11 protein-coding genes are annotated in these 11,842 nt (G+C 69.2%); 7 read left to right on the forward strand and 4 right to left on the reverse strand.

Going from position 1 to position 11,842, the window contains the following annotated elements; all coding sequences use genetic code 11:
• Nucleotides 1-24 precede the first annotated feature (24 nt).
• Complete coding sequence (greA, locus tag ACWEOO_RS35825; RefSeq protein ID WP_359926377.1) at nucleotides 25-537, reverse strand: transcription elongation factor GreA; 513 nt, start codon at nucleotides 535-537, stop codon at nucleotides 25-27.
• A 271-nt stretch (nucleotides 538-808) separates the two neighbouring features.
• Between greA and ACWEOO_RS35830 the strand changes: the two genes are divergently transcribed.
• On the forward strand, nucleotides 809-2,110 hold the full coding sequence (locus ACWEOO_RS35830; protein ID WP_452146837.1) for a hypothetical protein: 1,302 nt from the start codon (nucleotides 809-811) through the stop codon (nucleotides 2,108-2,110).
• Here ACWEOO_RS35830 and ACWEOO_RS35835 read toward each other — a convergent pair.
• Complete coding sequence (locus ACWEOO_RS35835; RefSeq protein WP_363717406.1) at nucleotides 2,107-2,535, reverse strand: DUF4307 domain-containing protein; 429 nt, start codon at nucleotides 2,533-2,535, stop codon at nucleotides 2,107-2,109. The two genes, ACWEOO_RS35830 and ACWEOO_RS35835, sit on opposite strands and share 4 nt — an antisense overlap.
• 58 nt (nucleotides 2,536-2,593) lie before the next feature.
• On the opposite strand from ACWEOO_RS35835, the gene mca reads away from it, so the two are divergent.
• From mca to ACWEOO_RS35850, 3 genes are all read left to right on the forward strand, one after another.
• Nucleotides 2,594-3,457, forward strand: a complete 864-nt coding sequence (mca, locus tag ACWEOO_RS35840; RefSeq protein WP_355700439.1) for a mycothiol conjugate amidase Mca — start codon at nucleotides 2,594-2,596, stop codon at nucleotides 3,455-3,457.
• Nucleotides 3,458-3,500: 43 nt separating this feature from the next.
• Entirely contained in the window at nucleotides 3,501-3,800 is a 300-nt protein-coding gene (locus ACWEOO_RS35845) for a hypothetical protein (RefSeq protein ID WP_452146838.1), read from the forward strand.
• 195 nt (nucleotides 3,801-3,995) lie between these two features.
• On the forward strand, nucleotides 3,996-4,964 hold the full coding sequence (locus ACWEOO_RS35850) for a copper resistance D family protein (protein ID WP_359926366.1): 969 nt from the start codon (nucleotides 3,996-3,998) through the stop codon (nucleotides 4,962-4,964).
• Nucleotides 4,965-4,966: 2 nt separating this feature from the next.
• On the opposite strand, the gene ACWEOO_RS35855 is transcribed toward ACWEOO_RS35850, so the two are convergent.
• Nucleotides 4,967-5,494 (reverse strand): nitroreductase family protein, encoded by a 528-nt coding sequence (locus ACWEOO_RS35855; RefSeq protein WP_359926363.1) that lies wholly within the window; start codon nucleotides 5,492-5,494, stop codon nucleotides 4,967-4,969.
• A 36-nt stretch (nucleotides 5,495-5,530) separates the two neighbouring features.
• Here ACWEOO_RS35855 and ACWEOO_RS35860 point away from each other — a divergent pair, with 36 nt between their 5' ends.
• The 3 genes from ACWEOO_RS35860 to ACWEOO_RS35870 all read left to right on the forward strand — a co-directional run bounded on the left by ACWEOO_RS35860 (nucleotide 5,531) and on the right by ACWEOO_RS35870 (nucleotide 11,323).
• A complete protein-coding gene (locus ACWEOO_RS35860; RefSeq protein WP_452146839.1) occupies nucleotides 5,531-7,519 on the forward strand; it encodes a thioredoxin domain-containing protein in 1,989 nt (662 codons plus the stop codon).
• A gap of 226 nt (nucleotides 7,520-7,745) precedes the next feature.
• The gene (locus tag ACWEOO_RS35865) at nucleotides 7,746-9,821 is read left to right on the forward strand and encodes a M4 family metallopeptidase (RefSeq protein WP_452146840.1); all 2,076 of its coding nucleotides are present in this window, start codon (nucleotides 7,746-7,748) and stop codon (nucleotides 9,819-9,821) included.
• Nucleotides 9,822-9,907: 86 nt separating this feature from the next.
• Nucleotides 9,908-11,323 carry a M20/M25/M40 family metallo-hydrolase gene (locus tag ACWEOO_RS35870; RefSeq protein ID WP_452146841.1) on the forward strand — a complete coding sequence of 472 codons (1,416 nt, stop codon included), beginning with the start codon at nucleotides 9,908-9,910 and terminating at the stop codon, nucleotides 11,321-11,323.
• On the opposite strand, the gene ACWEOO_RS35875 is transcribed toward ACWEOO_RS35870, so the two are convergent.
• Nucleotides 11,320-11,838: a hypothetical protein gene (locus tag ACWEOO_RS35875; RefSeq protein ID WP_452146842.1), complete on the reverse strand. Its 519-nt coding sequence runs from the start codon at nucleotides 11,836-11,838 to the stop codon at nucleotides 11,320-11,322. The genes ACWEOO_RS35870 and ACWEOO_RS35875 overlap by 4 nt on opposite strands.
• Nucleotides 11,839-11,842: the final 4 nt, after the last annotated feature.

An 11,842-nucleotide genomic window follows, 5' to 3' on the forward strand; every position in this document is an offset into this window, starting at 1 on the left:
GGGGCGCTTCGGAAGCTTGGTGGGTCAGCCGGTGAAGGGTTCCGCGGCCACGATCTCGACGGTCACGTCCTTGCCGTTCGGCGCCTCGTAGGAGGCCTTGTCGCCCTTCTTCTTGCCGAGGATCGCCGCGCCGAGCGGAGACTGCGGCGAGTAGACGTCGATGTCCACCGACGCGTCCAGGGCGAGCAGCTCACGGGAGCCGAGCAGGAACGTTTCGACGTCGTCGTCACCGGCGAACTTGATCGACACCTTCATGCCCGGCTCGATCTTGCCGCCGGCCTTCGGGGTCTCGCCGACCCGGGCCCGGCGGAGCATGTCCTCCAGCTGCCGGATCCGCGCCTCGATCTTGCCCTGCTCGTCCTTGGCGGCGTGGTAGCCGCCGTTCTCCTTGAGGTCGCCCTCGTCCCTGGCCTCGCTGATCCGCTGCGTGATCTCGGCACGGGCAGGGCCCTTCAGGTGCTCGAGCTCGGACTTCAGCTGGTCGTAACCGTCCTGCGTCAGCCAGACAACGCTGTCCTCGTCGATCCTCTGCGTCACGGGCTGCTCCTTGTGTCGGATGGGATGGGCAGGAAAATACTCTTGGCCGCCGTCGTCGACGGCGACCAATCCAATGAGCGTAGCAAGAGACCGCAGATCACGCAGGGTCTCCAGACGGTCGCAAACGCTTGGAAAACGCTTGCTCGGCGACATTTCGCCGATCGTGGAAAGTTTCCTGGCAATCGGTTGCCGCCAAGCCATCAATTGACGCCTGACCTGCGCTTTCCTACGCTCCCCAGGACAGCGGCCCGGGGCGGGGAAAGTGGTTCATGTGACAACGAGTGCCGAGCGGCCGGGTCCGCACAGGCTGTGGATCGCGGGGGTGGCCGTGCTCGCGGTCCTGGCAGCCGCGGTGACCTGGTTCGTCGTGGGGCGCGGGGACAGCGGCGCCGAGGTACCGGCGGCCGTGCCGACCACGACCGAACCGCCGTCCGAGGAGCAGCTGCTGGCCGGCGCCGAAGCCATCCTGAAAATGCGCGCAGCGGCCGTCCTGAGCGGCCAACTGGCGCAGTACCTCCGGTATGTCGACCCGGCGAACCGGAAGCTCCGCCAGCGTGACCAGCAGGTGTTCACGAACCTGCGCAAACTCGGCCTCGCGAAGCTGACCTATCAGGTGGACACCCGCTGGGCGCCCGAGGCGAAAGCCAAGCACGGCCCGACCGCGCGGGCGCTCCGCGTCCTCATGCAGCTGCAGATCGCCGGCATCGACTCGGCGCCGCGCGCCACGTCGCTCGGCTACACGTTCGCCGAGCGCAACGGTCGCTGGCTGCTCGTCGCCGACGACGACCTGACCGCGGATCTCGGGCCGTACCGCGAACCGTGGCACCTCGGCGCGATCGAGGCGGTCCGCCGGCCCGGCGTGCTGGTCGTCGTACCCGTCGGCGAACGCCCCAACGGCGAACGGCTCGCACACGAGTCGGAGCGGGCCGTCCCGATGGTGCGGTCGATCACCCGGCGGGCGACGGCCGGGATCCTGGTGATCGCGCTGGCCGACAAGACCTCGATGGATCCCGGGTGGGTGACCGGCGGGCATCCGGCGGCCGCCGTCGCGGCGCCGAACTACGCTCCGGTGGACCCCCAGGTGAGCGACTTCAAGGTCATCGGCAGCCGGGTGGTGATCAACCCCACCGAGCGGAGGCGGGCCGGCCGGCTGCTGCTGGCGCACGAGTTCACGCACGTGGCGGTGGCGCCGCTGGGCGGCGAGGCCCCGATCTGGCTGGTGGAGGGATTCGCCCGGTACGTCGAGTACCGGCTCGCCGCCGAGAGCGGGTACCGGGGCGAGGTCGCCGGGGAGCGCCGCCAGTTGCTGAGCGAGAAGATTCCGGCGTTGGCGGTGCTCCCGATCGACGGCGTGTTCCACGGCGACTACGACGAGGACAGCTACGGCGTCGCCTGGATCATCGTCGAGTACCTGGTGAGCAAGTACGGGCAGGCCAGGGTGAACGCGCTGTACGCCGACCTGGCGCACGGACCCGATGCACCCGCGGTCCGGGAGCAGGTGCTGCGCAAGCACCTGAAAGTCGGCGAGACGGCGCTCGTCGCGGCGCTCAAGAAGTACGACGGGCCCGGCTAGCGCGGGCGGTGCTGGTCCGCGGTGGTGCAGCCGACGAGGACGACCGATGTAGCCGAGCGTTGCGTTGTCAGCGTCACCGGGAGGACCTGGTGACGGGGTGCGTCCGCGGGGACCGTCAGCGTCACCTCGCCGACGATGGAGAAGTCGGCCGCTTTCGCCTGCAGCCGGCAGTTCGCCGCGACCGACTTGCTGCGGTCGACCTTCACGCTGGCCTTCACGCTGGTCGGCGAGACGATCTCGAATCCCTGCAGTTGCGACGTCACCGGCGGATTCGACTGCACCCACGCCACCCAGATCAACCAGGCCAGTCCGGCCAGCGCGATGACGCCCGCGACGCCGATCAGCAGCGGCCGGCGGGACCGTCCGGACCGGCCGTAGCGGGCGTTCAGGTCGGAGGGCGGACTGGCGGCAGATGACTCGGTCACGGGGTGTCCAGGGGGTCGGTCGTGGGTTTTCGCGGGTGTTGGAGGACCATTGTGTCTTGTGAGTGGAGATCTTCGGTTGTTGCATGTGCACGCCCACCCGGACGACGAGTCGAGCAAGGGAGCCGCGTCGACCGCACGGTACGTCGCCGAAGGCGTGGAAGTGATGGTCGCCACGTGTACCGGCGGGGAGCGCGGATCGATCCTGAATCCGAAGATGGACCGCCCCGAGGTGCTGGCGAACATCACCGAGATCCGCCGCAAGGAGATGGACGCGGCGCGCGAGATCCTCGGCATCCGGCAGGAGTGGCTGGGCTGGGTGGACTCCGGCTTCCCGGAGGGCGATCCGCTGCCGCCGCTGCCCGAGGGCTGTTTCGCGGCGCAGAAGGTCGAGGACGCCGCCGCGCCGCTGGTGAAGCTGATCCGCGAGTTCCGCCCGCAGGTCGTCACGACGTACGACGAGAACGGCGGCTACCCGCACCCGGACCACGTCATGTGCCACCAGATCACCGTGGCCGCGTTCGAGGCCGCGGGGGACAAGGACGCCTACCCGGAGCTGGGCGAGCCGTGGCAGCCGCTCAAGCTGTACTACCACCACACGTTCCATTACGAGCGGATGAAGGCCCTGCACGACGGCATGGTCGCGCGCGGCCTCGAGTCGCCGTACGCCGAGCGCCTGAAGGACTGGAAGCCGGACCCGGAGAACGAGCGCCGGATCACCACCCGGGTGGAGTGCGCGAAGTACTTCGAGGTGCGCGACCGGGCTCTGCTCGCGCACGCCACCCAGATCGACCCGGACGGCGCCTGGTTCGCCGTACCGCTGGACGTGCACCAGGCGGCCTGGCCGACCGAGGACTACGAGCTCGCGCGGAGTGTGGTCGAGTCCGAGCTGCCCGAGGACGATCTGTTCGCGGGGCTGCACTGACGGGCGGCGCGGACAATGAGACAATGGTGGCGTGGTAACAGCGATGATCTCCCTTCAGACGGCCGAGATCGACCCCAACGTGGTGAAGCCGGGGTGGGTCGCGCTGCTGATCGTGCTGGCGCTCGGTGCCGCCACGGTGCTGCTGTGGCGCAACATGGGCAAGCAGCTGAAGCGGATCGACTTCGATCGCGATGGTGCGGACGACCCAGCACCGTCCGGCGACCCAGCGAGTCCGGACCGCTCAGCGTCCCCGGCTACCGATGCAGCGCCGACGACTTCGGCCCCGACCCCGACGACCTCGGCCCCGACGCCGAGTGAGCCCAAGGACCACTCAGAGCACTGACTCCGTGTCAGTGCGGTAACTGAATCCTGGGAGCTCGGAAACACCCTGGTCACGAGATGGTGTCGGACTGGGCGGCCCACCTTCGGCTGACCCTATAGTGAGCCGCGTGCTGAATGGTGCCCAGGACCGGTCCCCCCGGTGACCGCGACCCGCGCCGCCCGGCATCGCATGCCCGGACGTCTGGTCGTGGGTGGGGTGGGTGCTGTTCTCGTCGCCTCGGCGGCGTTGGTGGCCGCGTTGTTCGCGGCGGACAGCGAGCCTCGTGATGTCGGCGGGATCGGCGGTCCGGATGTCTTCGTCGCTTGGCTGCTGCCGCTGTTGCGGATGATCTCCACGCTGGCCACGGTCGGCTGCGCCGGTGCGCTGCTGGCCGCGGTCGTCCTGTTGCGGGTCGAGGGCGGGCCGCTCGGCGTACAGGGCCGGCGGGCGGTCCGGGACGCGAGCAACGCGGCGATCATCTGGGCGGTGTGTGCGTTCGCGGGTGCGATCGTGACCGCGTCGCTGCTGCTGAACACGCCGGTGCTGCTGCTCCGGCTCCGCCTCGACGACGCGCTCGGCGTCCCCGAGGTGAAGGCGCTGCTGATCACCGGCATCCTGGTCCTCGCGCTGGCGATCGGGATCCGCCGGGTGCAGACGTCCTCGGCCGCGGGACTCGGCGTGCTGGTCGCGATCGGCGCACTGATACCGACCGCGGTCACGGCGTACCCGAGGAACGAGTCGTACGTCGTCCTGGCCGGCGCCGCGCTGGTGATCCACGTGATCGCGGCGACGACCTGGATCGGCGGACTCGCCGGCCTGGTCCGGTACGGGCGGGCGAGCCGGACCGGACTGCCGCTCGTGATGGAGCGGTACGGCCAGGCGGCGTTCATCTCGGCGATCGCCGTCCTGGTCAGCGGCCTGATCAGTGCCGCCGGCCGCTTGGCGGCGAAGGGCGGTGGCTGGGGCTCGCTCGTCGACGCGCTCACCGAGGACGCGTACGGCGCGCTGCTGATCGCCAAGGTGGCGGCGTTCGTGCTCCTGGTCGTCCTCGCGGCGATCCACCGGGCTCGCTCCGACGTCGACCTGCTGGACTCCGGCGGCCCGTTCTGGCGCGTGGTCGGCGTCGAGCTCCTGGTGATGGCGCTCACCCTCGGCCTGTCGGTCGCCCTGTCGCAGACCGCCTAGTCCTAGTCCCAGGGAGCCGTGCGCAGGTCAGCGGTACTGCGACGCTCCCGATCGGCCGGGCGGTCCTCCGCGGGCCGGCCGACCGCGATCATCGAGAGGATGTGCCAGCCGGGACCGGGGTCGAGGTCCGCGGTGAGCGACTCGAGGTCGAACGCGCGGAACTGGCGGCAGGCGAGATCCATCGCGTGGGCCTGCAGGGTGAGGTGCGCGACCGACTGCCCGAGGTCGTAGTCCGCGAAGTCGGAGTACGCCCAGTCGGTGTCTTCGACGTACCGGTGGGCCATCGTCACGATCAGCAGCGACGCGCTCGGCGCCCAGCGGGCCGAGCTGCGGGCGAGATGCCGTACGACGCGCTTGTGCTCGGGCTCGCCGCGGCGCGCCACGAAGTACGCCCAGGGCTGCGAGTTGCCCGCGGACGGCGCCCAGCGGGCCGCGTCGAGGAGCAGTTCGACGTCGTCCTCGGAGACGGTCCAGGCGGGATCGAACATCAGCGGGCTGAAGCGGCTGGCGAGCAAAGGGTGGACGGGCACGCTCCCATTCAACCCCGGACGCATACGGTGGGACGTATGGCGAACGAACTCGGGCGGTCGACCAGTCCGTACCTGCGGCAGCACGCGGACAACCCGGTGGAGTGGCGGGAGTGGTCGGAGCGGGCGTTCGCCGAGGCCCGCGAGCGGGACGTGCCGGTCTTCTTGTCGGTGGGGTACTCCGCGTGCCACTGGTGTCATGTGATGGCGCACGAGTCGTTCGAGGACGCCGCGACCGCCGCGTACCTGAGCGAGCACTTCGTCAGCGTGAAGGTCGACCGCGAGGAGCGGCCGGACGTCGACGCGATCTACATGTCGGCGACCGTGGCGATGACCGGGCAGGGCGGCTGGCCGATGTCGGTGTTCCTGACACCGGCGGGCGAGCCGTTCTTCTGCGGCACGTACTTCCCGAAGGACGCCCGCGGCGGGATGGCGTCGTTCCGGCAGGTGCTGGAGGCGATCACCGAGGCGTGGCAGCACCGGCGCGAGCAGCTCGACGGGATCGGGAAGCGGGTCGTCGAACAGCTCGGCGCGCACCAGCCCGCCGGCGAGGAGGCGTTCGATCTCTACCGCGCCGTCCAGTTGCTGAAGACCGACTTCGACCCGGTCGACGCCGGCTTCGGGCGGGCCCCGAAGTTCCCGCCGTCGATGGTGCTCGACTTCCTGCTCCGGCACCACCGGCGCACCGGCGACGAGGACGCGCTCGCGATGGTCGCCCACACCTGCGACCGGATGGCCCGGGGCGGCATGTACGACCAGCTGGCCGGCGGCTTCGCCCGGTACTCCGTCGACGGGCAGTGGATCGTTCCGCACTTCGAGAAGATGCTGTACGACAACGCGCTGCTCCTCGACGTCTACACGCACTGGTGGACGCTCACCGGCGACCCGCCGGCGCGACGCGTCGCCGAGGAGACCGCCGGCTTCCTGCTCGCGGAGCTCCGGACGCCGGAGGGCGGCTTCGCCTCCGCGCTCGACGCCGACACCGAGGGCGAGGAGGGCAAGTACTACGTCTGGACGCCGGACGAGCTTCGGCAGGTGCTCGGGGACGACGACGCCGCCTGGGTGATCGAGCTCTGCGACGTGACGGGCACGTTCGAGCACGGTACGTCGGTGCTCCAGCTTCGGCGGGATCCGGAGGACGTCGAGCGGTGGGGTCGGGTGCGCTCGACGCTCGCGGAGGTGCGGAGCAGGCGCACATACCCGGGCCGGGACGACAAGGTCGTTGCCGCGTGGAACGGGTTGGCGATCACGGCGCTGACGCGGGCCGGGATGGTGCTCGACAGGCCTGAGTACGTCGAGGCCGCGGTTGCGGCGGCGCGGTTGATCCGGGAGGTGCATCTTGACGGTGCCCGGTTGTACCGGACGTCGCGGGACGGAGTGCGGGGGAGTGCGGACGGCGTACTTGAGGACTACGCCGCGTTCGCCCAGGGGTGCTTGACGCTGCTCAGTGCGACCGGCGACGTCGAGTGGTTCCGGGTGGCGGAGGGCTTGCTGGGCAGGGTTCTGGAGCAGTTTGTTGCTGATGGCTCCTACTTCGACACGGCCGCGGACGCGGAGCAGTTGGTGTGGCGGCCGCAGGACGCGACGGACAACGCGACCCCCTCGGGGGTCAGCCTGGCGGCCGAGGCCCTCATCACGTTCGCGAGCCTGACGGGATCCGACACCTACGAGACCGCCGCCCACCAGGCCCTGCAAGCCTCAGCAACCATCGCCGCCCGGGCCCCGCGCTTCGCGGGCCGCGCCCTGGCCGTCGCCGAAACAATTGCCGGAGGCCCCCTCGAGATCGCCGTCGTTGCCGCCGGCGACTCTCTCACCGGCTCCGCGCGAGAGCTTGTGCGGGTCGCGTTCGCCGACGCTCCCTGGGGTACGCCGATCGCGGCCGGGGCGCCCGGGCTCGGCGTACCGCTGATGGACGGACGGGGGCTGGTCGGTGGATCGCCGGCGGCGTACGTGTGTCAGAAATTCACCTGCCGGCTGCCCGTGACGTTGCCGGAACACCTTCGGCAGGAGTTGCGCCCCACGGACTGATCCCGTCCCGGGCGCGGGTTTTCCCTGCGGTTTCGGCCGAATCCCTTGACTCACGGCGTACGGACGGCAACAGTCTGTCCTCACGTCGGATGTAACAGAACTCGCATGCATCGACACGAAGTGTCACAAATGAGGCAGTGGCACTGTTGCGTCAGCATCCGGCGCGTCCCCAATTGAATTAGGTCGCTGCGCCCAAACAGCGACCACACCGTGAGGAGATGTTGTCTTGAAACGACTGACATCAGCAGGGGCGGTGGCCGTCGTCGCGGCAGCGGGTCTTGCCGCGACGTTCACCGCTTCGACCGCGGGTGCCGCCGACCGGACGGCTCCGCTCCCGGCATCCGGCTTCAACCAGCCGGCCGCCGTTCAGGCCGAACAGGCGCTGACCGCGCAGACGGCCGCCGCTCTCGGCCTCGGCACCGGCGAGCAACTCAAGGTCCGCGACGTCGTGAAGGACGCGGACGGCACCGAGTACGTCCGCTACGACCGCACCTTCAACGGCCTCAAGGTCGTCGGCGGTGACCTGATCGTCAAGCGCAAGGGCGAGTCGATCGGGCAGGTCACCTACAACCGCGGCGCGAAGGCCGTCGCCGTCGCCACCAAGCCGACTCTGTCCCAGTCGGCGGCGCTCACCAAGGGTGCGCAGGCAGCGAAGTTCAAGGCAACCGGCAACAAGGGCGAGCTCGTCGTCTTCGTGACGCCGACCAAGCCTGTCCTCGCGTACGAGGTGGTCACCACCGGTGTGAAGGCCGACCAGACCCCGTCGGTGCTGCACTCGTTCGTCGACGCCAAGTCCGGCGCGGTGCTCGCGCAGGACGACGAGATCAAGACCGGTACCGGTAACTCGATGTACTCCGGCACCGTCAGCATCGGTACGTCGGGCAGCTACACGATGACCGACCCGACCCGTGGCGGCAACTACACCACGGACCTCAACGGCGCGACGTCCGGCAACGGCACGACGTTCACCGACCCCGACGACACCTGGGGGACCGGCGCTGCGTCGAACCGCCAGACCGCCGGTGTGGACGCGCACTACGGCGCCCAGCTGACCTGGGACTACTACAAGAACGTCCACGGCCGCAACGGCATCTTCAACAACGGCCAGGGCGCCCGCTCCCGCGTGCACTACGGCAACGCGTACGTGAACGCGTTCTGGGACGGCACCCAGATGACGTACGGCGACGGATCGGCCAACACCCACCCGCTGACCGCGATCGACGTCGCCGGCCACGAGATGAGCCACGGTGTCACCGAGGCGACCGCGAACCTGGACTACTCCGGCGACGCGGGCGGCCTGAACGAGGCGACCTCCGACATCTTCGGTACCGCGGTGGAGTTCTCCGCGAACAACTCGTCCGACCCGGGTGACTACCTGATCGGCGAGAAGATCAACATCAACGGCAACGGCACGCCGCTGCGCTACATGGACAAGCCGTCGAAGGACGGCCGGAGCGTGGACTGCTGGTCGACGAGCACCGGCGGCCTGGACCCGCACTACTCGTCCGGCCCGCTGAACCACTGGTTCTACCTGGCCTCCGAGGGCACCGGCAGCAAGGTCATCGGCGGCGTGACGCACAGCAGCACCGCCTGCAACGGCGCCACCATCACCGGTATCGGCCGCGACGTGGCCGCCAAGGTCTGGTACCGCACGCTGAGCACCAAGCTGAGCTCGGGCAGCACCTACAAGGACGCCCGTGAGGGTGCGATCAACTCCGCGAAGGAGCTGTACGGCGCGGACTCCGCGCAGTGCAAGGGCATCGAGGCCGCGTTCAACGGCATCTCGGTCCCGGCCGGTGCGGCCGCCTGCTCGGGCGGCGGCGACCCGGAGCCGCCGACCGGCGACAACCTGCTGCTCAACCCGGGCTTCGAGTCCGGCGCGGTGAACTGGACCGGCACCGCCGGCCCGATCACCAACGACTCGGGCCGCCCGGCGCGGACCGGCACCTGGAAGCTGTGGCTCGGCGGCAACGGCCGCGCCGCGGCCGAGAACGAGGCCCAGTCGGTCGCGATCCCGGCGTCGGCGACCAGCGCGACGCTGTCGTTCTGGATCCGCATCGACACCGCGGAAACCACCACCTCGACGGCGTACGACACCGCCAAGGTGCAGATCGTCGACGGTTCGACCACGACCACGCTGGCGACGTACTCGAACCTGAACAAGAACACGTCGTACGTCCAGAAGACGCTCAACGTGACGCAGTACAAGGGGAAGACGGTTTCGGTGAAGTTCGTCGGCACGGAGGACTCCTCCCTGCAGACCAGCTTCGTCATCGACGACACCTCCCTGACCGCGAGCTGACCTCGCGGGTGTTTCGTCCGGGGCGTGCGCGGCCCTCCGCCCAAGGCCCGCACGCCCCGGATTCCTTTGTCCCAAGGAGATCCACCATGCGCAAGTCCCTCGTCCCAGGGCTCGGCGTAGTAGCGCTCGTCGCCGGAGCGGTGCTTGTCACCGGCAACAGCGCGGTCGCGGCCGAGTCGCCCGACATCTCGGTCACCAACACCAAAGCCCACCTGGACCAGTTGCAGTCCATTGCCAACAGCAACGGCGGCAACCGGTACACCGGCCGGACCGGCTACAAGGCCTCGGCCGACTACGTGAAGGCCAAGCTGGACGCTGCCGGGTACACCACCACCCTGCAGTCGTTCAGCACCTCGGCCGGTACGTCGTACAACGTGATCGCGGAATGGCCGCACGGCGACGCGAACCACGTCGTGATGACCGGCTCGCACCTGGACAGCGTCAGCTCCGGTCCGGGAATCAACGACAACGGCTCTGGTAGCGCCGGCGTACTCGAAACCGCCCTCGCCTACGCTGCCAGCGGCCAAACGCCCCAGAACCGGCTGCGCTTCGGCTTCTGGGGTGCCGAGGAGCTCGGGCTGCTCGGCTCGAAGTACTACGTCAACAACCTGCCCTCCGCCGAGCGCGACAAGATCGAGCTGTACCTGAACTTCGACATGATCGCGTCGCCGAACCCGGGGTACTTCGTGTACGACGACAACCCGGCCGGCGACGGCGCCCGTGACGACCTGGTCGCGTACTTCACCAGCAAGAGCGTCCAGACCGAGTTCATCGACGTCCAAGGGCGCTCCGACCACGCCGCGTTCCGGTCGTTGGGCATCCCCACGGCCGGGACCTTCTCCGGCGCCGAGGACATCAAGACGTCCGCCCAGGCGTCGAAGTGGGGCGGTACGGCGGGGAGCGCGTTCGACCCGTGCTACCACCGGTCCTGCGACACCATCAACAATCTGAACCTGACGTCGCTCGACCGTCAGATCGATGCCATCGGCCACATGATCTGGAACTACGCGCAGAAGGACTACACCGGCGGACCGCCGCCGACCGGCGGCAACCTGCTGCAGAACCCGGGCTTCGAGTCCGGTGCTGTGAACTGGACCGGGAACACCGGCGTGATCACCAACAGCTCGTCACGTCCGGCCCACACCGGGTCGTACAAGGCGTGGCTGCAGGGCAACGGCCGGAGCAGTACCGAGAACCTCGGCCAGTCGGTCGCGATCCCGGCCACGGCGACGGCGGCCTCGCTGTCGTTGTGGATCCGGATCGACACCGCCGAGACCACCTCGTCGACCGTCTACGACACCGTGAAGGTCCAGATCGTCGACGGATCCACGACGACGACGCTGGCGACGTACTCGAACCTGAACAAGAGCTCGTCGTACGTGCAGAAAACGCTGGACGTCACGCAGTACAAGGGCAAGACGATCACGGTGAAGTTCGTCGGCCAGGAGGACTCCTCGCTGCAGACGAGCTTCGTGATCGACGACGTGGCCCTGACCGCCTAGAGCTGCTTGCAGAGCTTGCCCGGCGGAATGGCGGCTTCGGTGAGCAGTGTGCTCACCGGGGCCGCCAACGGCTTCAGGTTCGGGTCCTCGATCCGGGCCGTCTTCCCGTTCGCCGACACCGCGACGATCATGTCGTCGGGGTGCTTCGCGGTCAGCTTGGTCGCGGTGACGCTCGCCCAGTCGACCTGCTGAGCGGCCGTGGTGATGGTCGTCAGCAGGCTCGGGTCGAGCTTGCACCGGATCGTTTCCTTGCTACCGCGCTTGGTCACGGTCGCGACGCCGTCGGGGCCGACCTGCACGTGGTCGTCGAAGCCGGCGAACCCGCCGGTCCTGGACACGGTCAGCGGCAGGCCGGTGCCCACCGGCGTCGACTGCGTCACGGTCGGCAGGGTGGGCGGCGGTGTCGTGCTCTGCGGCGTACCCGCCGAACCGGACTCGCTGCCGCACCCGGTCAGCACGAGTCCGGCGACGGTCGTACACACGGCCATTGCTGCGTATCTGCTCAGGTTCGTCACGCAC

Source organism: Kribbella sp. NPDC004138, assembly GCF_053603655.1.